This window comes from Moritella sp. JT01 (assembly GCF_001574435.1).
In the GTDB taxonomy this organism is placed as follows: Bacteria; Pseudomonadota; Gammaproteobacteria; order Enterobacterales; family Moritellaceae; genus Moritella.
The window spans coordinates 19145-43678 of sequence record NZ_LOCN01000028.1 but is presented as its reverse complement, the minus strand read 5'-3'; the positions used below and the strand labels follow the sequence as shown (position 1 = coordinate 43678).

22 protein-coding genes are annotated in these 24534 nt (G+C 38.6%); 11 read left to right on the top strand and 11 right to left on the bottom strand.

Annotated features, from left to right (window positions below; all coding sequences use genetic code 11):
* Window positions 1-433 precede the first annotated feature (433 nt).
* Both AKG98_RS18695 and AKG98_RS18690 read left to right on the top strand, forming a co-directional pair.
* A complete protein-coding gene (locus AKG98_RS18695) occupies window positions 434-1696 on the top strand; it encodes an HD-GYP domain-containing protein (RefSeq protein ID WP_067049529.1) in 1263 nt (420 codons plus the stop codon).
* 80 nt (window positions 1697-1776) lie between these two features.
* Window positions 1777-2544 carry a DeoR/GlpR family DNA-binding transcription regulator gene (locus tag AKG98_RS18690; protein WP_067049526.1) on the top strand — a complete coding sequence of 256 codons (768 nt, stop codon included), beginning with the start codon at window positions 1777-1779 and terminating at the stop codon, window positions 2542-2544.
* A 135-nt stretch (window positions 2545-2679) separates the two neighbouring features.
* Here AKG98_RS18690 and AKG98_RS18685 read toward each other — a convergent pair whose 3' ends face one another.
* Entirely contained in the window at window positions 2680-3363 is a 684-nt protein-coding gene (locus AKG98_RS18685) for an oligogalacturonate-specific porin KdgM family protein (RefSeq protein ID WP_067049523.1), read from the bottom strand.
* A 686-nt stretch (window positions 3364-4049) separates the two neighbouring features.
* Here AKG98_RS18685 and AKG98_RS18680 point away from each other — a divergent pair.
* Entirely contained in the window at window positions 4050-4598 is a 549-nt protein-coding gene (locus AKG98_RS18680) for a thioesterase family protein (RefSeq protein ID WP_067049520.1), read from the top strand.
* Window positions 4599-4716: 118 nt separating this feature from the next.
* The gene (ggt, locus tag AKG98_RS18675; protein WP_067049517.1) at window positions 4717-6489 is read left to right on the top strand and encodes a gamma-glutamyltransferase; all 1773 of its coding nucleotides are present in this window, start codon (window positions 4717-4719) and stop codon (window positions 6487-6489) included.
* Window positions 6490-6580: 91 nt separating this feature from the next.
* Here ggt and AKG98_RS18670 read toward each other — a convergent pair whose 3' ends face one another.
* Window positions 6581-7582 (bottom strand): DUF2860 family protein, encoded by a 1002-nt coding sequence (locus AKG98_RS18670; protein WP_067049514.1) that lies wholly within the window; start codon window positions 7580-7582, stop codon window positions 6581-6583.
* Between the two features lie 338 nt (window positions 7583-7920).
* Between AKG98_RS18670 and AKG98_RS18665 the strand changes: the two genes are divergently transcribed.
* Both AKG98_RS18665 and AKG98_RS18660 read left to right on the top strand, forming a co-directional pair.
* Window positions 7921-8493 carry an NAD(P)H-dependent oxidoreductase gene (locus tag AKG98_RS18665; protein WP_067049511.1) on the top strand — a complete coding sequence of 191 codons (573 nt, stop codon included), beginning with the start codon at window positions 7921-7923 and terminating at the stop codon, window positions 8491-8493.
* 2 nt (window positions 8494-8495) lie between these two features.
* Window positions 8496-10418 (top strand): monovalent cation:proton antiporter-2 (CPA2) family protein, encoded by a 1923-nt coding sequence (locus AKG98_RS18660; RefSeq protein WP_067049508.1) that lies wholly within the window; start codon window positions 8496-8498, stop codon window positions 10416-10418.
* Between the two features lie 125 nt (window positions 10419-10543).
* On the opposite strand, the gene AKG98_RS18655 is transcribed toward AKG98_RS18660, so the two are convergent.
* The 3 genes from AKG98_RS18655 to AKG98_RS18645 all read right to left on the bottom strand — a co-directional run bounded on the left by AKG98_RS18655 (window position 10544) and on the right by AKG98_RS18645 (window position 13395).
* Entirely contained in the window at window positions 10544-11944 is a 1401-nt protein-coding gene (locus AKG98_RS18655; RefSeq protein ID WP_067049505.1) for a MipA/OmpV family protein, read from the bottom strand.
* Window positions 11945-12040: 96 nt separating this feature from the next.
* On the bottom strand, window positions 12041-12619 hold the full coding sequence (locus AKG98_RS18650) for a DUF1566 domain-containing protein (RefSeq protein ID WP_228140360.1): 579 nt from the start codon (window positions 12617-12619) through the stop codon (window positions 12041-12043).
* Window positions 12620-12675: 56 nt separating this feature from the next.
* Window positions 12676-13395 carry a DUF1566 domain-containing protein gene (locus tag AKG98_RS18645; protein WP_067049499.1) on the bottom strand — a complete coding sequence of 240 codons (720 nt, stop codon included), beginning with the start codon at window positions 13393-13395 and terminating at the stop codon, window positions 12676-12678.
* A 212-nt stretch (window positions 13396-13607) separates the two neighbouring features.
* Here AKG98_RS18645 and AKG98_RS18640 point away from each other — a divergent pair, with 212 nt between their 5' ends.
* Both AKG98_RS18640 and AKG98_RS18635 read left to right on the top strand, forming a co-directional pair.
* On the top strand, window positions 13608-14639 hold the full coding sequence (locus AKG98_RS18640; protein ID WP_067049496.1) for an NADP-dependent oxidoreductase: 1032 nt from the start codon (window positions 13608-13610) through the stop codon (window positions 14637-14639).
* A 9-nt stretch (window positions 14640-14648) separates the two neighbouring features.
* Window positions 14649-15272, top strand: a complete 624-nt coding sequence (locus AKG98_RS18635; RefSeq protein WP_067049493.1) for a glutathione S-transferase family protein — start codon at window positions 14649-14651, stop codon at window positions 15270-15272.
* An 87-nt stretch (window positions 15273-15359) separates the two neighbouring features.
* Here the strand turns inward: AKG98_RS18635 and AKG98_RS18630 are convergent, their stop codons facing one another.
* Together AKG98_RS18630 and AKG98_RS18625 are read right to left on the bottom strand one after the other, a co-directional pair.
* Window positions 15360-16973, bottom strand: a complete 1614-nt coding sequence (locus AKG98_RS18630; RefSeq protein WP_067049486.1) for a right-handed parallel beta-helix repeat-containing protein — start codon at window positions 16971-16973, stop codon at window positions 15360-15362.
* A gap of 164 nt (window positions 16974-17137) precedes the next feature.
* Entirely contained in the window at window positions 17138-17512 is a 375-nt protein-coding gene (locus AKG98_RS18625; protein WP_067049483.1) for an MmcQ/YjbR family DNA-binding protein, read from the bottom strand.
* 366 nt (window positions 17513-17878) lie between these two features.
* On the opposite strand from AKG98_RS18625, the gene AKG98_RS18620 reads away from it, so the two are divergent.
* The 3 genes from AKG98_RS18620 to AKG98_RS18610 are packed head-to-tail and all read left to right on the top strand — an operon-like array spanning window position 17879 to window position 20606.
* Complete coding sequence (locus tag AKG98_RS18620) at window positions 17879-18685, top strand: metal ABC transporter ATP-binding protein (protein WP_067049481.1); 807 nt, start codon at window positions 17879-17881, stop codon at window positions 18683-18685.
* On the top strand, window positions 18682-19542 hold the full coding sequence (locus AKG98_RS18615; protein WP_067049480.1) for a metal ABC transporter permease: 861 nt from the start codon (window positions 18682-18684) through the stop codon (window positions 19540-19542). The genes AKG98_RS18620 and AKG98_RS18615 overlap by 4 nt, the downstream gene beginning before the upstream one ends.
* A 44-nt stretch (window positions 19543-19586) precedes the next feature.
* Window positions 19587-20606: a metal ABC transporter solute-binding protein, Zn/Mn family gene (locus tag AKG98_RS18610; protein ID WP_067049478.1), complete on the top strand. Its 1020-nt coding sequence runs from the start codon at window positions 19587-19589 to the stop codon at window positions 20604-20606.
* A 250-nt stretch (window positions 20607-20856) separates the two neighbouring features.
* Here AKG98_RS18610 and AKG98_RS18605 read toward each other — a convergent pair whose 3' ends face one another.
* The 4 genes from AKG98_RS18605 to AKG98_RS18590 form a co-directional block, all read right to left on the bottom strand.
* Entirely contained in the window at window positions 20857-21714 is an 858-nt protein-coding gene (locus tag AKG98_RS18605) for a GyrI-like domain-containing protein (protein ID WP_067049476.1), read from the bottom strand.
* A gap of 330 nt (window positions 21715-22044) precedes the next feature.
* Complete coding sequence (locus tag AKG98_RS18600) at window positions 22045-23139, bottom strand: nickel/cobalt transporter (RefSeq protein ID WP_067049474.1); 1095 nt, start codon at window positions 23137-23139, stop codon at window positions 22045-22047.
* A gap of 25 nt (window positions 23140-23164) precedes the next feature.
* Entirely contained in the window at window positions 23165-23833 is a 669-nt protein-coding gene (locus tag AKG98_RS18595) for a DUF1007 family protein (protein WP_067049471.1), read from the bottom strand.
* 191 nt (window positions 23834-24024) lie between these two features.
* Window positions 24025-24441 (bottom strand): Lrp/AsnC family transcriptional regulator, encoded by a 417-nt coding sequence (locus AKG98_RS18590; protein ID WP_067049468.1) that lies wholly within the window; start codon window positions 24439-24441, stop codon window positions 24025-24027.
* Window positions 24442-24534 lie beyond the last annotated feature (93 nt).

Below are 24534 nucleotides of genomic sequence, written 5' to 3'. Positions count from 1 at the left end.
TTAATCCGTTTCACGTACAACGATTTATTCAGTGATAGATAACATTGAGGCGTAAATAGGCGAGTATGATAATTTAAAGAATAATGAACGATAAAAACGTCTAAAAATGAAGCAAATAAAATTTATCTAAAATGGTTAGTAAGGTATAGTCAATTGGACAAAAGCTCTCACAAAGAGTCAGGATACTTCATCTTTTTAGTATTATTCACTATTCAACATTGTTTATTATGTTAATCACCGTTGAATAATTTTATTTTATACTTAGAGCATGACTGTGAATAAAATAAACGACTACTAAATTGGATCTATGTCTATTACCTATATTTAATTTTTGATAACAATAAATATATTCCCTATAATTATTTATACGTATTTACAATGCCACAATAAACAATTAGGTTGTTATTCTTAGGAAGGTAGTAAAGGAATAGAAATGGAAAATGTCTCATTAACGATTAAAGACCTTAAAGTCGGTCATTATATTAATCTTCCCATCGGTTGGACATCCCACCCTTTTATCCTTAATTCATTTATAATTAAGGATACAAAGCAATTACAAATATTACAGCACCTTGGCTTCGACACGATTGCCGTTGACCTATCTCGCAGTAAAGTGACGCCAATGCCATCAGCACAGCATACGACAGCTAACGAACTTGCTTTAGCGGCAAAAATAGCAGAACAAAAAACTGCATTAAAATACGCTGAAGAAGAACAAAAAATACAAGTATTACAACAGCAGATATGGTGGAAACAGATCCGTCAAGCGCGCTCAAAATACCAAAACAAGATTACGATACTAAAAGATATTTACAGCAAGCTCAGCTTACAACCCCAGCAAGCAATATCACAATTAGAAGTGCTTTCTGGTGAGTTAACAATAGCGGCTGCACAACAACATGATTATAGCTTTGTGTTATGCAATGAAGAATTATCTGGTGATCCGCTTTATCAAAACGCAATGAATATCGCCGTATTAAGCACACGCTTAGCGCAGCAATTGTCCTTTAGCGCACAGGATATTGCGATCGTGACGCAAACCGCGCTGCTTAGCCAATACGGTATGTTATGGGTGCCCGCTTCAATTCGTAATAAAAAATCAGAATTGACGAAGCCCGAAATTAATTATCTGAAACAACACCCAGCTTATGCATCGCAGAAACTACAAGGCATCGACGCGCTTGCCGATAGCGTGATTAATAGCATCTTACAGAGTAATGAAAAGTTTGATGGCAGCGGTTACCCACGTGGTATAAAGCAAGATAAGATGTCTAAATTCGCGCAGTTAATTGCGATCACCACCCGCTATAATGAGATGTGTAATGCTAATTTACCTCAGCATCGTTATTCACCTAATCTCGCCATTGGATTACTGTTTAAAGCCGCTAACAAGCATTACAACAAAACTTATCTTGAGCAGTTTATTAAAATGATGGGCATATATCCGATTGGTACAATCGTCAATTATGATAGCAACCAAGCGCAAGTACTGATGGGTATTATTAATAGCCTTCGAAAGCCCCTCATTGTCGACTTTAATAAACTTGAACCACTAAAAAAACAGCCGCTGTTACGCCACTGTGGTCAGGATAATATTACGATTGCTAAAGCGATTAGTTGCAATGATATTGCACCTGATAAGTTAAATAAATTTAACTTAATACAACGCAGTAATTTATACTTTCCGGCGAGTTAATTTAGATTACTGCTGACGTTAATTCATTATATTGCTACACTCCTATTTTAAATAAAGAACTAACAAGAACTCATTAAATTATGTCAAAACGCAACACTCAACAACGTCGCCATACCATCATTAAATTACTTGAAGAACAAGGTAACCTTAGCGTTGATGAACTAGCACAACGTTTTGAAACATCAGAAGTAACTATTCGTAAAGACCTAACAGCCTTAGAACAAAATGGTCTATTATTACGCCGTTATGGCGGTGCAATTCCGCTCCCGAAAGAACTATTACCTGAAATTGAAACAGATAAGGTATCCCAGTGTAAAACTGCAATTGCCATCGCTGCGGCGTTACGTATTCGCGATCATAATCGTATCATTATCGATAGCGGCACAACCACGGCCAGTTTAATTGAGCAGCTCGCAAATAAGAGAGGGCTAATAACCATGACAAACTCACTGCAAGTAGCGAATGCATTGAACGGCTTGGAAAATGAACCTACGTTATTAATGACAGGCGGTACATGGGATCCACACTCAGAATCTTTTCAAGGTCAAATTGCTGAACAGGTACTGAGATCATATGATTTTGATCAGCTGTTTATCGGCGCAGACGGCATTGACTTAGAGCGTGGCAGTACCACGTTTAATGAACTAATTGGACTCAGTCGCGTGATGGCCGAGGTATCAAGAGAAGTCGTTGTTATGGTCGAATCAGATAAGATCAGCCGTAAAATGCCAAACTTAGAATTAGCATGGGACACGATTAGTACGTTAATTACCGATGCTGATATTACTGATGAACAACGCACAGCAATTGAAGCAAAAAATATTACGGTCATCGTAGCACCGAGATAAGCTTCTATTCAGGTTTGTGGATGCAGAACAGATAACCACATATAATTAGCTAGGCTATCGATATAAAAATCCCGCTTACTGCAAATAAGCGGGATTTTACATAAAAGATTTATTATTGTGCTAAACGGTCAAGACTTAGAAACCGTAAGAAGCACCAAATGTGAACGCGAGGTTACGATCTTCATCTTTACCCATGTCTTCATCACGTAACTCAAAGTATGGGGCAATACCTGTGCCCATGAAATCATTCTTTGTTACACGCCATTCGGTGTTATAGCTGTCACGATCACCATTTTCACCAAATTTAGCCGTATCAGCAAAGCCACGTTGGTTATAAATAACATTCAGTTTAAGTTGAATACCGTTATCCATGTTGAAGCCAACTGCATTGTCATAACGGATCTCTTTCCAGTCACTTTCTGTCGTACTGTAATGGAAACGAGTACGGTTACTGACGAACAAACCATTATCAAAATTATAGCCAATTTTAACTAATGGGCGACGTTGACCAGAATCGCCCTCTACTGAACCATCAAGGCTTAAATCGTGGTAACCAATTGCAGTCCATAAACCACCATTTGTATAAGCCATTTGCTCAATACCAAATGTCGTATCAGTTACACTACGTACGCCATCGTGAAGAGTACCAGCAACTTCTACTAATAAGGTTGTCCCTGCAGAAAATGTATGACCCGCTTCAAGCGTATATTCAGTATCACGTTCAGTGTTACCCTTTACATTACCAGTAACATAAGAACCACCAGCGAATACAGGTGCAGCGATTGATGCGCAAAGTAGAGTTAATGCAAATTTTTTCATTATAGCCTCGATTATAGTTAAGCAATTTTATCATGTTAAATTGCTAATTTAAGTTAATCATTTCACTGACCACTTACCTGTCAGAAGATGAAACCAATGTAACACTTTATAGGCAGTCAATAATGCTGTTAGCTAGATTTGACGATCTTCATCACAACTTATTTTTCAATGTAAATTAAGTTAAAGAGGAATAAAGCAGCAAGGTAACAAATGGTCATATTTAAATTATATTTTTAATTATTAAAGTCACTACTGATCAATAGGTTAAGGTTGGTAACGGAATTAACAAGGTTTCTTTCTATAAAATATCTAATAATAACGCTAATAACTAATTATCATTTAATTTTTAATCCGATTAAATTTGTGAGCGATATAACGATTCCCGATAGAGAATGGAACCAATATATTGGAATATATAACTACAAAACAACTTATAAAAGCTTAACACGCAGAATAAAACACTTATCAAGTTGATTTAACTTAATTTACAGTGAGAATAATGATGTTAATGCGGTATTTAATGTCTATTTAAAGAGGTCCCCATCCTTTTCAGATTTCAACCAAATTAGGATTTACCACATAGGAACAAGTAGTGATTAACATTTTAATTACAATTGACGTGACAATAATAAAGAACGCAGTAGACTCTTTATTCTATTACCTATAACAATCATTATTGAGGCTTTATGATCAGTGAGTTGATTCGTTGCTTTTACCTTCGTAATAAGCAGACAAACTCGAAAGGCTTTTTCGATACCATCACGCGCTCTTTTCGAGTAGGGTTTCGTCATATCGATCTGAATCTACATATTAACAATGCAAAATATCTCATGTTTCTTGAAAAAGCGCGTTGGGATCATTCTATTCAGACCAATACATTCAACCCATTATTGAAGAATAAATTAAACTTCATCGTGGCAGGTGTGGAGGTCGGTTATATTCGTGAGATCCGTTTATTCAAAAAGTTCGATGTAGAAACCACTTACTTAGGCTGGGATGAGAAGTATTTTTACTTAGAGCAAAAATGTGTCGCCGATGGAAAGCTATGTAACTACAGTTTAGTGAAGGCTGTATTTACTCAGCGAGGCAAAGTAGTGTCTCCGAATAAAGTCATGGAAATAATTCCCATAGAGCAACGTCCACCACAGTTACCAGAACATATGCAAATATGGAAAGATCTCGGTATTGCCAAACGCAACTTTTCCACCAGCGAACCTGTAGATAAAGTGGCTTAAACCTATTTATGTGAGTTCACGTGCAATTACTACCACCTAAAAGTTGGTAGTTAAAACCATTTGCTATGCTGTGTTATATCAATTACATAACACCAGAACAATCGAATAGGGAATATTCATGTCAACAACACACCTCATTAAAGGCCTTACCTTTGGACTCATCAGCTGCATTAGTTTAACGTTACCAACCGCCATTGCAAAGACGAACACAGAAACAGTTGCCAACGTTAAACCATCAACCAGCGCTATTTATAGTCAAATGGCGATCCATCATCCGGTATGGGCAGCAAACGGCATGGTCGCCAGCCAAGAAGCGCTTGCAACAAAAATCGGTGTTGATATCATGAAACAAGGTGGTAATGCCATTGATGCAGCGGTTGCCGTTGGCTATGCGTTAGCTGTTACCCTGCCCCGTGCTGGTAATTTAGGTGGCGGTGGTTTCATGCTGGTATATTTAGCCGATGAACAACGATCTATTGCGATTGATTACCGAGAGGTAGCACCACAAGCTGCTTACCCTGATATGTATTTAGACGATGCAGGTAATGCAGACAGTCAACTGTCTCGCTTTCATGGTCTAGCCGTCGGGGTGCCGGGTACAGTATTAGGCTTTGAACTCGCATTAAATAAATACGGTAGTATGTCATTAGCACAAGTAATGGCACCCGCGATCAAATTAGCCCGTGACGGTATTGTTGTTACACCTGACTTAGCAAATTCACTCCAGGCAACGAAAAAGCGCTTAAGCCAATGGCCAAGCACACAGACTATTTTCTATAAAGCAGACGGTAGCAGTTATCAGCCGGGAGAAATATTAAAACAAACCGACCTTGCCAATACGCTAACAGCCATTGCTAAAAAAGGCAGTCCTGCATTTTATCAAGGTCCTATTGCCAAACAGATCAGTGATTCGGTACGTAATGCTGGCGGCATGATGACAATGCAAGATTTAGCCACGTATAAAGCCATAGAACGCCAACCTATTACGGGTGACTATCGCGGTTATCAGGTAATTTCCATGCCACCTCCTTCTTCTGGCGGCGTACATATTATTCAGATGTTAAATATGCTGTCACAATACCCGATTGATAAAATGGGCCATAATAGTGCAGCAACGATTCATGTGATGGCAGAATCAATGCGCCGTGCTTACGCTGACCGTAGTTTATATTTAGGCGATCCAGATTTTGTTAACGTGCCAGTTGCTGAACTAACCAACAAGCAATACGCAAAGCAACTAGTAAGCCAAATAAACCTTAACAAAGCAACACCAAGCAGCGACGTTTCACCAGGGAAATTATTGCCTTACGAGAGTAACCAAACAACCCATTACAGTGTGGTTGATAAGTTTGGTAACGCAGTCAGCAATACCTATACCCTTAATTTTAGTTATGGGTCAGGACTCGTTGCTGATGGAACTGGGGTGTTACTCAACAATGAAATGGATGATTTTTCTGCTAAGCCTGGTACACCAAATGCTTACGGCCTCATTGGCGGAAAAGCAAACGCCGTCGCAGCCAAAAAACGTCCACTTAGCTCAATGACACCAACCATCGTCCTAAAAGATAATAAACCTTATTTGGTCACAGGTAGTCCAGGCGGCTCACGTATTATCACCACAACGCTACAAGTGATCATGAATGTGATTGACCATAATATGAATATTGCAGAAGCCAGTGCAGCAACACGTATTCATCATCAATGGTTACCGGACATGATCCGTATTGAGAAAGGATTAAATATCGATACGATTAACTTATTAAAAAGTAAAGGACATAAAGTGGAAGTTAAACCCGCAATGGGCAGTACACAAACCATTATGCTGACAGAAGAAGGCGTTTACGGCGCATCAGACCCACGCAGACCGAGCGCGCTTAGCTTGGGTTATTAACAATCCAGAGCAATCAGTAAAAGAGAGGGACGTGATGCTCATCGTATCACGTCCCTTTTTGTTCTTTCGATTTCTAATTCTAATTCTAATTCTAATTAAAACTATAACTCACACCGACTGAAAAGAATTTTGTCGAGCTATCATAGAACTCAATGTTGGCATCATTTTCTTTGTTTTGATAAATAATATTAAGGCTAGTACCTTCGATATTAAACGGTTCAGAATAAGAATAAAAGAGTGAATAACGGCTAACATCGTCCTCTTGTACCTCTCCAAACATTGGATTCTCGGCATCGTATTCACGCTTACTAAATGCCGCTTGTACTGAGAAAAAATGCCTTTCATATTTAGTCATAATACTAAGGCTATAATGAAATTCATCAAAACTCTGACTTTCACCTTTAGCATCTTGAGCACCATAAAACACATTTGCTTTAGCGTATATTCCTTGCCATAGCGGAAATAAGCTTTCTAAACTAAGTCTTTGATAATCACTGTCTCGATTTAACGAGGCTTGTTCTTCTGCACTCATACTCTGACTACCGCTTTGCTCATTTTCTATCGAATATGATGCATACGAATATTCAATCTGAACAGGGGCAAATTTATAAGCTAAACGTACCGCACTCGAATCAATGTCGCTCTTTTCTCTTGGCGCGTTGATCAAAAATGGATCTGACCAAGTTTCTTTTAAAAACGGTACGTGCGGAATATAAGCAAATGTCATACTTTGGCGTTCGTCAAATTGGTGTTTCACACCTATTTCATATTGTATGGCACTATTTAAAATATTTTCAGGGCTCTGACCAAGAAAGTACTGAGTCTGAAGGTCTTCCGTTGTATAAGCCACACGAAAAAAAGGAAACAACACGCCACTCGAGACCGCGTCACCAGCATTGTTTAGATCTTGGGTCTGTTCATTATCATCATGAATGTTAAATTGGCCCTGCGTTTCACTGACGCCAGCATTAATACCGACCGTACCAGAAAAACCAGCGTTCTTTGCCAATGGTTTTGCGACTGCAACACTACCAAATAAACCACAGGTCAATAATAAAGTTAGTGAAAGTAAGCTATGGTTTTTCAAAATCATGTGTAAAAAAGTGCCCCAATAGTTAAGTTATTACCAATTAATAATGTCAAATATTGACCGAAATCAATTTAGTGACGAAAGCATAACATAACAACTAAAACATAAGACGCTTAATAATAGTGAATATGATTAATAATATTAACGAGCAGTAACCATTCAATAATTGGAAAATAAGAGTGATATCAGCCATATCAGTCAGAACAACTAAAAAAACGCTGAAATAATTTGTTTTATATTATAAGCTTAGATTACAACAACTGATATAGTTAACACCTTAAACGCTAAGCTATTGAATGCCGATATAAAGATCTATTTCAATAAAGGATGATTGAAAATATATGTACAAAATTCTCGTTTTATTCGCCCATCCTGCATTACAGAAATCACTCGCACATAAATCATTATTCCATGAAATTAAAAACATTGAAGGCATCACTTGCCACGATCTTTACGATGCTTACCCCGATTCATTTATTGATATTAAGCATGAACAAACCTTATTACTGAATCACGATATCATCGTATTTCAATTTCCACTTTACTGGTATTCATGCCCCGCAATTTTAAAAGAATGGCAAGATCTGGTACTTGAACATGGTTTTGCTTACGGTGAAAATGGCGATAAACTCGCTGGAAAAAAACTCATGCTCGCTATCTCTACTGGAGGTAGTGCTAACTCTTATTCCGATTCAGGTTACAATGAACACGATATTAGCGAATTCTTATTACCCTTTAGTCAGATGAGCAAAATATGTAATTTAGAATACCTGCCACCATTTGTGCTGCATGATATTCATAAACGTCATGAGTCACCGCGTATTGCGCGTAAAGCAACAGAGTATCGCCAACAATTATTAATGCTACAGCAAACAGATGATGGCTCTGTCGCAAAAAAAATAGAGGGTAACTAACCATGGAACATGGCGTATTATTTAATACTTTCATCTATCTTGCAGCAGGAGTCGTGGCAGTACCAATCGCAAAACGATTGGGGCTTGGCTCGGTACTGGGATATTTGATTGCAGGCGTGATTGTCGGACCTTATGCATTAAGCTTAATTTCCAATCAAGAAGATGTCATGCATGTTGCCGAATTTGGTGTGGTTTTAATGCTATTTTTAGTAGGCTTAGAATTAAGACCTGCTTTATTATGGCAATTAAAAATGCCCATTTTAGGAACAGGTGGCTTACAACTTAGTGCCACGACCTTGTGTATTTTCTTGCTATTACTTGCTTGTGGACTTGCTTGGCAAACAGCACTCGCTATCGGTTTAATTGTTGCCTTGTCATCGACTGCGATTGTGCTGCAAAATTTACAAGAGCGGGAATTAATGAAAACCGAAGCCGGTAAAAACGCCTTTGCGGTATTATTATTTCAAGATATTGCCGTTATCCCGATTTTATCTATATTACCGCTGCTCGTTATACAAGATACTGCGATTGTTGAATCGACAATACCAAGTTGGCAAAGTGCATTAATGATTGCAGGCGTTATTGCAGGCATTATCATTGGTGGACACTTTCTCGTGGTACCACTGTTACGTATTATTGCAGGTTCTCGCTCTCGAGAGATTTTTATTGCAACCGCATTAGCACTGGTTGTCGGTATTGCCTTGGCGATGGAAGCCGTTGGCCTATCTGCCGCGCTCGGTACCTTCTTAGCCGGTGTGGTATTAGCAGACAGTGAATACCGCCACGAACTTGAAAGTGATATTGAACCTTTCAAAAGTTTATTATTAGGTATCTTCTTTATCTCTGTTGGTGCCAGTATCGATTTTACCCTCTTACTTAATCAGCCTATGTTAATCGCCTTACTGGTGGCAGCATTAATTGCAGTTAAGTTTATTGTACTGTTCATCACCGGGATCGTATTTAAGATCCAACACAGTCAAAATTGGTTATTTTCCTGTGCCTTGGCACAAGGTGGTGAATTTGCATTTGTATTAACATCATTCTCTCTGCAACGCCAAGTACTGGATAATGAAACCGCTAGCCTGCTCGTATTAGTGGTTACTTTATCGATGGTATTTACCCCACTGTTGCTGATTATTTACGATAAAATCATCGCGCCAACATTCAAACGTAAAATACCGCAGGCCGAAAATACAGCAACTCCTGACCACTCGATTCCAGATAATGCCCACAGCTCTGTTATTATCGCTGGCTTTGGTGGCTTCGGACAAGTTGTGGGTCGATTACTGCATGGTTACCATATCAATACCACTATTTTAGAAAACGATGTAGGCCAGATAGAATTATTGCAGCAATTCAAATACAAGGTGTTTTATGGCGATGCAGAACAGCTTAATTTACTACATTCCGCAGGGGCCGATAATGCCAAACTATTTATTATTGCCGTCGAAAGCGCAAGCCGCACCAAGCGTATTTTAATTAAAGTAAAAAAACACTTTCCGCACTTAACTGTATTAGTCCGAGCAACAGATCGTAACCATGCCCAGCAATTAATCCGCCTTGGCGCTGATCACGTATTTCGGGAGTCACTCGATTCTGGTATCAGCCTAGGTGTTGAAACACTAAAAGCATTAGGGATGCGAGCCAATCAGGCTCATCGTGCAGGTCAAGTATTCCGCCGTCATGACGAAGCGGTATTACATGAAGAAGCAAAACGCATGCACGAACAAGAGCCTGAATTTGTGAACCGTAGCCTGACAGAACGACGTATACTGAAAAAACTATTAGGATTAGATGCGTTAACTTATTACGACAACCTCAATGAAGCTTGGTCAACAGAGGCTCACAGTAATGAAGATAAAAATACGGTTGGTAACTTAGCGGCCGCGCATAAACACAACAAATCGACAAGCGAGCAGACTTAGTCAATAAATAAAACGGCGCAGTTGATGACGATAGCTATTTGGCTACTCCTACCAACTGCGCCCTTTCGTTTTATTATCGAAATAGATCATTATTGTTTAAATCAGTTCACTCAGGTTGGCTGAGGCTAGAAGTGCCACTGTAAATAAACCGTTTGATAGTTACTGCCACCTTTAATACGTCCAAACACCGAGCTACTTTCAAAAATACCCGAGCGGTGATGGATACTGTAGCCAAACCAAGTTTTCGCTAACGCCTTACTTCCAAAAATATCCCCCACATTCACATCAAAGGAGAAGTCTAAATAATTAAGTAGCTTCGATGAGTTTTCATAACCACGTTTACTGTCTTCACCTGTCAATTCAAACCCTTCGATATAGGTAATATCAAATACATAAGATAAGCCTTCAGCAATACCTAAGCGCCAACGAGGTCCAAGTTTAAAAGTATAGAAACCTTTAATCGCAAGCACAACTTCAGTAATATCTTGTTGTACATCAGAGCTATAATGCCAAACAAGGCCAGGCGTGAAATAAAGATCAATAGGCATTGTTAATAAACTATCAGCAATTTGGGTACCATAAAATACAGAGCTCATTTGATTGTTTTCACTATCGCGTTCAGCTTGGAATTTTAAGATACCTCCAATATCCGACGGTGTTGCCCAACCATATGCTAAACGTAAGTATTCATCATTCTTATGTTGCGTTGAAGTTGGGTTAAAAGGCTTATCATATTCAGGATAAAAAGCGAAACCGAAAAAAGACTCAACCTGATAGTTTTTATTAACAGAATCTAGATCGTATACATCATCTTCTAAGCGCGTTAGACCCAATTGACCAATCAGATAGAAATTGCTCGCTACATGGTATGACCCTTCCAGACCACCAGTCATTGAAACGCCAGCACCAGCGTCCTCTTTATCAAAGCCATAATAATGATTGTTAAAATCAGCACTTTTCCATTGTAATTCTGCAAATGGTACTAATGACCAACTACCTTGCTGCCAATTATACTTAATCCGAGTATAACTATAGTTGCGCTGATAGTGATCGGATAAAACAGCAATATCAGATTCCCAAGGACCATCGATGTAGCGATATTGCAAACCAAAGTCAAATGACTGTCCCTTAATTGAATTTTGAAACGCTTTAGGCACATCATGGAAACGGAAACGACTATATACATTAACTTGATTGTCTTCATTTTTCCATAAATGAATACCACCTTCTAAGCCATGTAAAAAGCCATAATCATTTTCAAACCGCATTAATGGTAAAATATCATAAACAGCAGTATCTTCATTGTCATCTTTGACTGCAAACGGAATATCTGCACGGCGCATTCCAATACCAATACCCCATTTGTTGACATTTAATGCAGGTGCTTCCACAGTATCAACATCCAACGAATGTTCACGAACTTCAAGTACAATATTATCGACAGGTACATTTTCAGCATAACTAATACTTGAACATAAGCCTGAAATTAATGCTAAGCATATAATATTGTGATGGTCTAATAGCATATACGTCTTCAAAGGTTATAAATAATGGCGTATATTACTTATGAGAATTAGAAACCACAATATATATATAGCTATAGCCGTTAAAGTAGGCTTAGACTAATCATATGCTTGCTGGCAAACTTCATCACAGGTTCGAACTAAACGTACTGTTAAGCGCTCGCCATTCGAAATGTCATATAATAATCCATTTTGAAAGTCGATTTGCCACGCTTTACTTGGGTTACCATTACTTGGTGTACTCGACCAAGATTTAGATACCGCTGGAGATAATGGGTGATTGGGAAAGATGGATTTATTTAAGCTTGGCTCTTCGCATGCTGTTTCTATAATACTGTAAAGCTCTTTAATGTTAGGTAATCGCCAATCAGTATTACCATCATTTGTAGCATTAAATGCAGCTGGTTCTATCATCGCTTCCCACGACGTAAAATAACGAACCGTACCATTCTGACATCGATTTCCCATCAGGCCACGAACACAAATCTGCCATTCTAAACGGGTTGCTTTATCAAATAAAAATCCTTGCCTAGTATTAACAAAACGCTGAGTTGGTGTTGATATTTCAGCATTCTCATTACAGCGTTGTTCGAGTCCTTTGGCAGTCATCGACATCACGACTAATAAAATAGTGCTAGTAATAAGTAATAGACGCCGGGTTATATTAAAGCTCATCATTAACATCCTTTTATGACAACTAAATAGCTTATATCAACGTTTTTAATTACTGGTTTTTATTGCGAACTTTGATTACGCACTAAGCGTACAGCCCTTGGAATATTGGTTAAATTACCTTGAATATGACCGTATAAAAAATTAACCATCCAAGCTGATTCCAAATCGTCAATATCAATATCAGCAGTCCAGTAATTAAGACTTTGAGCATGAGGAAAAAACACAGTTTCAACGGCAGGTATTATTTGCGAATAATTGATAATACTTTGTAGTTCTAAACGAGTGGGTAAACGCCAATCATTGTAACCACACCAATCGAGTTCATTCATAGCGATTTTGAATTTTTCAGTGTCACAACTACTACTATCGACACAAATACCACCATTTTCGGTAACACCATGACCATTAAAGTCAGCATCACTCGATTTAAACCACGAATAAATATAGTCTGCATCGTTAACATCGCCACTACCAATCACCGTTTTAACTTCCCACATCAATTTTGTTTTATTATCTAAAACACAAAACCACTCAGGTGAATCCTCTTCCACGCTCACGCCCCCAGGTCCTATTTTGGTTAAATCTAACAAGTCTTCTAGCCGATTCTGCTTATCATCAAGACGGAGTCCAGCGGGGTTTAAATTAAGCCGTATGTCATAATCAGGTAGTAAAACACCGCCCCCCTCACCGGGGTAACTATTCCGCTCAACGTTACCATCACTGCCAGTGGGGCAACCCGTCAATAACAAACAGCTTAAAAATATGGCTAAATATTTCATAACAATACTCGAATAAAAACAATCAAAAGCGTGATGCACATCGAAGTTTAGATTACAAATATTGATAAGTCCGAAAAAAAAACCATCAATTAATAGACGACCGGTCTACTAAGGTGTATCGTTAACGCGTTAGAAATTAATCAAGATTTGTACGTCCAATTAAAAGACGATCGGTCATCCAGTATCGTACACGACTTAAATAAGGGTCTTCTATGCCTCAATTACATTCAATTAATCGCCGTATTACACTTGCTTCACGCCCTGTTGGCGCACCTACATCGACTAACTTTAGTCTTAAAGAAACTGTCATACCCTCTCCTGAAACAGGCGAAATATTATTACGAACAAATTATTTATCACTTGATCCTTACATGCGCGGCCGTATGAATGCCGGTGCATCTTACGCTGAGCCTGTCGATATTGATGGCACTATGGTTGGTGCTACAGTGTGCCAAGTTGTGACCTCTTTACACCCTGATTATCAAGTAGGGGAATGGGTTCTTGCTTATACAGGCTGGCAAGATTATGACATTTCAGACGGTGAAGGCCTGATAAAATTAGGCACAGAGCCAACTAATCCCTCTTATGCGCTTGGCATCTTAGGTATGCCTGGCTTTACTGCTTATATGGGACTGTTAGATATAGGTCAGCCTAAATCAGGTGATACGCTTGTTGTTGCAGCCGCAACCGGCCCCGTGGGTGCAACAGTTGGTCAGATTGGTAAATTAAAAGGCTGCTACGTGGTAGGTATCGCAGGCGGAGCGGAAAAATGTAAATACGCTGAAAACGTATTAGGTTTTGATAAATGTATTGACCATAAAGCTGACGACTTTGATGCACAATTACAAGCAGCTTGCCCTAACGGCATTGATGTTTACTTTGAAAATGTTGGCGGTAAAGTATTTGATAGCGTCCTACCTCAATTAAATACTGGCGCTCGTGTTCCTGTGTGTGGCTTGGTATCACAATACAATGCAACAGAATTACCATCAGGACCCGATCGTTTATCCTTGTTAATGGGCACCTTATTGGTCAAACGTATTAAGATGCAAGGCTTCATTATTTTTGATGATTATGCACATCGCTATAACGAATTTTTTGAGCAGATGATGATGTGGTTACAATCCGGTGAAATTAAATATCGTGAGCACATGATTGATGGTTTAGAAAATGCACCATCGGCATTTACAGGTATGCTACAAGGTGAGAACTTCGGTAAACTTGTAGTAAATGTGGCTAAGTAAGAGGTTAAAATGATTAAATTACACCATTTAAATAAATCACGATCTAAACGTATCATCTGGTTATTAGAAGAATTAGGTGTGGACTATGAAGTCATCGCCTACCAGCGTGATAGCCAAACATTCTTAGCACCACCGGAATTAAAAGCCATTCACCCTTTAGGTAAATCACCAGTAATCGAAGATGATGGACTTGTGATTACCGAATCAGGTGCGATCACAGAATACCTGATTAATAAGTATGCCGCAGAGACACTCGCACCAAAACAAGGGTCACAAGAATATGTCGATTATTCGCAATGGATCCACTTTGCTGAGAGCTCTGCTATTTTGCCGCTCCTGCTAAAAAGGTTTGTTGAAAAGGATGGCTGTAAAACAAATTTTATGGCGGCTTACGCTGATGCAGAAATAGCAAAAGTGATCAGTTACTTCGATGAATCGTTAGCGAATAAAACTTACCTTGTTGGAGAGCAATTAACGGGTGCTGATATCATGATGTCATTTATTGTTGAAATATTAGCAAACAATAATGTACTTGATAATTTTGCTCACCTTTCCCGTTACAGCAAACAACTTCACTCTCACGCTAGTTTATTAAAAGCGATAGAGATTGAAGCTAAGTACGAAAATAGCTGATTCGCTCAAATAATAATGGATGGATAAAATGCCGTAAAGCCCTAATAATTTGTTTATCAGGGCTTTTATCTTATGACAATCAACTGATTAATCATATTGACGAGAAAACACCCCGCTACAGTCGTCACCAATCAGATAGTTACCAGTCGATTTTAACATCACCTGATAATTACCATCGGATAAATTCTCAGCCCCAATGTCAAATGTCCAGCCATTACCACCTAGCATTAATTTATTACCATAACTACTCGTACAGATCTGCATTAATTGGGAATGTGAAGCAGATGCGCTTGAATCTAAATATTGATCATTATAAGTAACTTCGAGTACAGGTGGCTTAACATCTGTTCTTTCATTACCGAAATCATCAACAAGCGCAATGTCTAGATTAAGAGCCATATCATCGCCTAATAAAGGCTTACCAGTAATTAATGCGGGTTGGCAAGATAAAGTATCTACCACACTAGAATCGATCCCCTGTGACCCTAATGGTTGACCCAATGTATTCGCCGTTAGTGCCCAGCTTGTAGGGTTGAACAAAAACACGCTACTTAACTCAGGATCATCTTCAAATAGCTGTGTAAAAGTTAAGTTCTCATGTACTAACGTTTTGAAATTATTTACAGATATATGGGTTAACTGGTTTTGTGTATAAGATTGGCTTTTCGCGTCAATACCGATAGAGTTCAACTTATCGTTACCATAAAATAATGAGTTAATGACACTATTATTGGTACTTGGACCACCCATTTCAGAAAACCAAACACCACGCGAGGCGTTGACTGATGTATGCTGTGAAATAACATTGCCCGATGATCGATAAAATAAAATAGAAATACCATAACCTTCAAAATCATCAGTAAAGTAATCTAGATTATTTTCTACGGTGTTGTTATTTGAATTAATACTAAAATATAAATTCTCATGGGTATTATCCCACAAGGTATTGTATTCAATAATGTTATTCAAACCTTGTGATAAACTAATGCCCCATGTATTTTTATAAGAGGTGTTATAGGCAACATAATTATCATTACCTTGAATATTGATACCGCCACGATTTCGCATCAAATACTCATTACCATTACTATAAACCGTATTGTTCAGCACGTGCATATCCGAACTCCAATAACCAATAGTAATTCCATTGCCGTTATCAGAATTCGCAATATTATTACGGGCAATACCACCACTTACATTGTGTAACCATAAGTCATTGCCATTATTATTAAATACATTATTTTCTATGATTAAATCTTCACGCTGATCCGCTTTTGTATGAAGCACAAATAAACCATAACTCGCATTTTTAAATTCACAGTTTCGGACAATAATAGAGGTTCTTGCCCCTGTAGACACGAGCTTGTTCGATACCCCTTCACCATCAAATGTTATCCCGTCGATGACAATACCATCTCGACCGATATGTAATATTCCTTGATATGCGGATCCAGTACCTGTTAACGTCGGTGACTGTCCGGGTTCTGCGCGAATCGTTAAATTTCCTTTATAAACATTTAACCCTTCTTCATATGTTCTACTATCTGTAAATACAAGTTCATCACCCGGATTTGCTGCTTGGTATGCACTGCCTAAACTATCAAACTCAGAAAACTCACCAATTTCTAATATTTCAGCATATGTATTCCCAATCGAAAATATAGATATGATAAATACAAACAAGCACTTACGTGAATTCATGGTAATTTCCTTACATACAAGGCGATGAGTCATAAAATGAAAGTGAAACATGCTATTTGAAGTTATACGTAAGTTTAGACTAGAATCATAAACGTGCTTTAGATCACATTTCACAATCGACTAACAACAGAATAAGTTATTTATAATCATCTAGAAATGAGCCATTATTCTTTTCCAATGTAGGCTAGTTCATCCAATTCCAATTGTAATTTTTTGGTCAATTTACTCACAACTAAAGCATAAGATTGACCCGCTAAGTTTTCGATCATCCCTGCTGGCACATCCCCTTTAAGCTTTACGGTTATCCAATGCCTTTTGTTCATATGATAACCGGGGCTAATCGCCATAAATTCATCTACCAACACCTCAACATCACTCGGTTGAGCCTTCAAATTCACACTGCATCCAGCTTCATTTTTTGTCAAAAGAGCAAACATCTTACCCATCACTTTATAAACCAATACATCAGGTCCAAAGGGATAGTCTTGCTGGGCGGCTTTTAAATTATGAAGGTAATGTTCTAAGTGCACTTGTTCCATCTCGCTATCATCCTTAGCATATTATTTACTCACATTATGCCTAGTGATTGGCATAAGTGCAGTATCACACCCAGCTTGTTTAAACTCAAGTTAGGCATAACATGTATAATTGTTTTGTTATAACATAACATTATTCTTGCACACCTGTATTGTTATGTTATAACATAACCACAAATTCAATTGAAGTATTACAAATCGATATAAAATGCCAGCATTATCATCTGATACACCAGAAAATAGCCATGTAGTAAATCAAAGACAGCGATTATCTTTACTGCTATGCAGCCTATTCTCACGCCTTTCTATCTCCATCATCATCACTGTTTTTCTGTGGTTTACTCTGTTTAAATTCATAGGGTAATGACCATGATCAAAATAAATGATTTAAGCGTTGCTTATCAGCAAGATCTAGCACTGAGCCATATAACAACCACCATTGACAGTGGGGATTTAGTCGCAATTGTAGGGCCTAACGGTGCCGGAAAATCAACTTTATTAAAAAGTATCATGCAACAAATGACCGTAGAATCGGGATCTATTGAGCTTGGTCACTTAAGTCTAAACAACATTGCCTACTTACCACAAACGAACCAGATAGATCGTAAATTCCCTATCACAGTGACTGAGTTTGTTTCTGCTGGCGCTTGGCAACGTTGTAGTTTTTGGCGGATATTTAGTCGTAAGGAACAGCACTTATTACAACAGGCATTAGCAAAAGTAGATCTAGAAAATATGGCTGAACGTCAAATAAGTCAGTTATCTGGAGGGCAATTTCAGCGCATGTTATTTGCTCGTATGCTATTGCAAGACGCCGACATCCTGCTACTTGACGAACCATTTGGTGGCATTGATGCACAAACGACTGAATTATTAATACGCGTTATTCAGGAATGTCAGCAACAAGGTAAAACTGTGATCGCTGTTATTCATGATCTGGCGCTAGTACAACGTTATTTCCCTTCAACAATCCTAATTGCAACCACACTGATCGCAGCAGGAAAAACAAAAAATGTACTTACCCAATCACATTTGATCCAAGCGGGTTATCAACACTTTGCCCATTGTGCTGTTCATAACACGTTTAATAATCCTTTTCATAACATCCCAGACAACAGCACTAACGAAAATGCAGTGATTTCTGTGTCAGCTAATATCGAGAGTCAAGCATCATGAGTGCACAGTTATACGAATTATTTATCGCCCCATTTTCTGAGTTTGTATTTATGCAGCGGGCATTATGGGGGATTATCGTACTCAGTATTAGCGCAACACCAGTTGGCGTATTCTTAACTCTTAGACGCATGAGCCTAACAGGTGATGCAATGGCACATGCGATCTTACCCGGTGCTGCGATTGGTTTTCTTATCTCGGGTTTATCTGTCACCGCCATGACGATTGGCGGTATTGTCGCTGGGTGCGTTGTTGCGGTGTTAGCCGGTATGGTAGCCCGACATTCAAATGCAGAAGAAGATTCAAGTCTAGCCGCCTTCTATCTACTGTCACTCGCTATCGGTGTATTAATCATTTCATCCAATGGCAGCAATGTGGATTTATTACATGTGCTATTCGGTTCAACACTCGCGCTCAATGATGATGCCTTAATACTACTCACCGTTATCGCCACTATTTCTATTTCAGCACTCGCGATACTGTATCGTCCTTTAGTCATGGAATGTGTTGACCCTCACTTTTTCAAAACCATCAGTAAACTGAGTCCCGTTGCCCACTATGGATTTTTACTCCTCGTCGTACTCAATTTGGTTGCTGGTTTTCATGCATTGGGCACCTTAATGGCTGTTGGTTTGATGGTTCTGCCCGCTGCAATTGCGCGCTTTTGGTCTAATCGTTTAGGTGGCATGTTGTTAGTGGCTTTTATCACAGCAATAATCAGTGGCTATTTCGGTCTATTTCTTTCTTACCATGCAAGTTTAGCAACCAGCCCCGCGATTGTACTGGTACTCGGCATACTTTATATCGTTTCATTAATATTTGGCCGTCAAGGCGGATTACTCTTTAAAAATAACAGCTAGAAAAAACTCAACACGTTAATATCTAGCCCTATAAGGACAACAACATGTTTAAATCAACCCTTACTTCCTCCATGATAATTCTTGGTCTAAGTACCAGTACCGCTGTAATGGCTGAACAAAAAATTGCTGTCATCAGTAGTTTCTCGATTCTTGGGGACCTTGTATCAGAGGTAGGTCAAGAGCATGTAACCGTGATGAATTTAGTTAAGATTGACGGCGATGCGCACGTATTTAATCCGACACCTCAAGATGCTAAAGCAATATCAAAAGCACAGCTAGTTGTCACGAATGGATTACAATTTGAAGGCTGGATGCCACGTTTAATCGAAGCCGCTAACTACCAAGGCGTGCAAGTTGTTGCAGCTAACGGTATCGATGAGCTCAGCACAAAAGAAGGCCATAGCTGCGGACATGCGCATCATGACGACGAGCATAAACATCACGACGATGAACATGCACATCACGACGATGAACATGCACATCACGACGATGAACATGCACATCACGACGACGAACATGCACATCATGACCATGGCGATATAGATCCTCATGCTTGGCATAGCATAAAAAATGTAAAAGTTTACGTACACAATATCGCAAAAGGCTTGATTCAAGTAGACCCTGCGAATACAGATGACTATCAACAAAATGCGAAAGATTACATTCAAAAATTAGATAAGTTAGAGTTAAAAATAAACGCCCAGCTTGCACAGATACCAGCATCACAGCGTAAAGTGATCACCCCACACGATGCATTTGGTTACTTCTCGCGTGACTTTAATGTGACCTTCTTAGCTCCACAAGGAACCAGTACCGGATCAGAAGCAAGCGCAGCGGATGTAGCCGCATTAATTAAACAAATTCGTCACGACAACGTAAATGCTGTATTTATGGAAAACATCGCCGATAATCGTCTAATTGAACAAATAAGCCGTGAAACAGGCGTTAAAGTTGGCGGTAAATTGTATTCAGATGCGCTCTCTGCTGCAGATGAACCCGCAGCAACATACTTGAAAATGATGCAATATAATGTTGATACGATCGTGAATGCGTTGCACAAGTAAACCCTAACAAAAAGCCCGAGACAACAAAATATTGACCGTATTGTATGTGCCTAACGTTACTATTAGGCACATACCTCGCACCTAACGTAATAGAACAATAAGAGTCATTATGCCTCTAAAAAATAATCCAGTGTAAGTAGTATTAACTTACTACCTGCAGCAACAGACCTACTTTCGTTATTATGTAAACGCTCAGTTGTAAAGACTAAGCAATACTGACAATCATTTTAGATTCATTCTTGTCAATTATTTATTTTATTGGCAAGTAGATATCAGTAATTAATTCTCTCTCATCAGAATCCCATTTTACGTAGTGTAAAACGCAAGGCAGATCGCCTAGCTCTTCATCGCTATTTAGTAACCAATTAATCAAGGAACCACTAGTATCCATCAAATTCTCATGACTACCATAATGCCGAGCAACTGCACATCGACTCCCCTGAATAACACCGGATTTAACACCGTATTTATTATCAAGAACATCACCATCATGAGTTACACAAAGATCAAACTGAAATTCAGAATGTGGGGTATCTCTTGGGTCATTATAAGCTATACCAAAAGAAAGCTTATCCTTGTGAGGCTGTGATAAACTTATTTCTTTTCTCCAAGAGAGAAATTTTGCGGCTGTCTCAGGAAACAATGCTGGGTTACCTTTATGCTCGATCAGTGCCACTTTTTTTTCTTCAAAGTCTAAAATATTTATGTCCATAACGTTTTTTCTTATTATTGGTGCTCTAAATTGATATGTCGAACGCCACGAAAGCCACTCAGGGTTATCTCTAAATTGGGACGGTGATTGCTTAACTATTCTTCTAAACGCACGCGAGAACGCCTCAGGGCTTTCGAAATGTGCCTCGTAAGCAATATCAATAATGCTTAGCTCAGGTTCGGTTGCTAATCTCAAAGAGGCTCGCTTCATTCTGGCAAGCTGAACAAACTGAATACTGCTAACCCCCATGAATGACTTAAAGATACGATGAAAATGATATTTAGAACATATTGCCATTTCACTCAATTTTTCAAGTGATATATCTTCATCTAGGTGGTTATTGATGTAATCACAAACTCTTTTGATCCGCTCTTCATTATATTCTACAGCTCTCACTTTCTACCTGCGTATCCAATTAAAAGATTGAAACCATGATAACTGCAGGCATAAACTAATGCCTGATTGAAATTGCTACATTTCAATTTACCACAGACCCCTCATCTTATATTATGGCTATTTTAAGTAATGACACAGTGGTAAAATGGACCCCAATACCACGTGATCTCCTGTAATTCACGATTCATACCTCATCTATATTGATTAGGTATATAGGACAGAGCATTTAATGATAATTTTTATCAATAAACCGCTTCTGTCCATTCGATTAAATATTGCAAACGAGTGTGAATATTACATCGGGTCCGTTTTTAGCAATACAGTCAACAATTAAAACAGCGGAGACATACCTACAGGTCTCGATTCAAGTAATAACATTCCCAGTAATATTAATAACAAACCACCAATAATCGGCACAATAAACTTAGTTATATTAAGTCCATTTTTCGGCCCTTTATTACGCTTTCCTGTCGCTAAATAACGTCTTACAACTTGCTTACCGGTAATGGTCATTATCGCAATAGTCGATGTGGTAAGCGCAGTACCTAACGCCATTACCACAGCACTGACAATACCAAGCCAATAAATATCAAGCATATTAGCAAATAACAACACCATAATAGCGCCCGTACAAGGACGAATACCAATGCTCAAAATAATAGCCAAATACTCTTTAAATGAAGAGGCATCGTTAATTAACTCAGGTGCCACAACATGTTGATGCCCACAGCCACAATTATCATGATGTTCGTGGTCAACAAGCGATGAACTTGCTGGTGCAGCATATTTAGCAGCAGATACCGACGGTGTAACCAGTGTTAATCGTTTAATCACCCTATCCGATACGCCTTGATTTTCTATATCCTTGTGCTTTTTAATTACACGATACATCAAGACTAAGTTACGTAAAATAATAACAATACCTAATAAAATAACAGTATAAAAACTTAATGGAATGAGCAGTTCTGCTTTCTGGTTAACTTCACGCATCGATGCATCAAATAGCATTAATAATACAGATACTAGCCCCACAGCAACGAAGGCTTGCATAAGCGAAGACACAAGCGTGATAATAAGGCTTAACTTCACTTTAGCTTCTTGTGTCGCAATATAAGTTGTCACGATCAATTTGCCATGACCTGGACCAACTGAGTGCAAAACGCCATACATAAAGCTAAGTCCGAGCAGTGATAAGCCTGCCATTAAACTTTCATTTTTAGCGGCGTGTAATAATTCACTCAACTCATTATTTATCTGTTTTTGCCACTGCATACCAGTGGTAATAAGTGTTGGCCAAACCTGCCAAAGCACATAACCTAAAGCAAAAAATAAAGAAATCATGCCAAGGAAACGGAGTATTGGTAACAAAGGCGACTTATTTGTATTTTCCTTAGCCATTCGGCTATTCGAAACTAACGGTGTCATTATTTATCCTTGTATAAAAATAGCATTAAGGTTTGCAGTTGATAATGGCAGATTGAGTGAATAATTCGCCAATTGCATTATCTCTCTCAGCATCAACAGGTAATGACATAACATACGCAAGTTGTTCAGACGTAGGTGTCGCTTCAATAAGAGACAATTTACAATATTGATTCAGTTCCGACGAGAGCTGAATTGCATTTTTTGCCGGCCAACTCATATCAACATAATAACTTGGATCATAAATAAGTAACTTGAGTGATTTATCAGATAACACAAGGGGCTTTGCTAGCGGTAGATAAAATTGTAGCGTCGCCTTTATTTTGTCTTGCACTAAAGTACCCTGTTTCGCTAGTGCATACTTAACAGGCTTCCCCCCTTCATAAAAATAGGTAAGGTAATGATTAGTTGTCATATTTTTCATAATAAAATCAGCGAGGTTCTGTAACGTCTGCGCTTTATTTTTAGCAGAGAGATCCTCGCCATCTAACATGTAAGCAGAAGTCATCGCATCAAACTCCCATGTCATTAAAAATCCAGTGATCTGTTTTCCATCTCCTTGGATCTCTGTTTTCATATCAATCCACGAGTGTGGATGAGCAGTACTATTCATACTCATTAATGCACCAATGAGCACAATCACCACTTGCAATAAGCGCCCTATGTACTTTGGTTTTAATACATATAAAAACATCATTTCAACTCTCAAACAGTAAACGCCAAATAGTCGAAAACCTATATTTCCATACAAAAATAATGATTTCCAACACACTTCCGTATGTTATAACATAACAATGTGATTATAAAGAATGATTCGGCTTGATATATCGTAAATTAGGGTAAAGAAAGAGACGTACTGTTATTCTCGCTAGCCTCCGTAGGGCAAAACTAAATTAACGTATCTAACACGCTAAATGTTTGGAGCTTATCCAGATCAGGTAATGCGGCAAATAACTCTCTAATCTGCGAAACGCGTGTCATTGATTCCGCTTCTACATATACAATTAAATCGGTATCACCACACAAAGTATGCGCGCGAGTTATTTCACTAATACCCTGTAAATACGGCGCAATTGACTTGGCATCGAAAGGTCTAAATGTCAGTTGAAAATAGACAGCTACTTTTGTCCCTTCATCACTGCTCACATCGATGGTATAACGTAGGATAACGCCTGAATCTTTCAAGCGTTGGATCCGATCATTCACAGCTGTGCGCGATAATCCAATATCCTCGCCAATGCTGGCAATTGAACGTCGTGAATTAGCAACGAGTGCATCAATAATTGCTTGATCGAACTTATCCATAAGTAGCTCTGCTTATATCTTATAAAACAGCTACTTTACACTGCTTAATTGCTTTAACCAAGTTAAACACACGGTAGACAAAATCACCGTAAT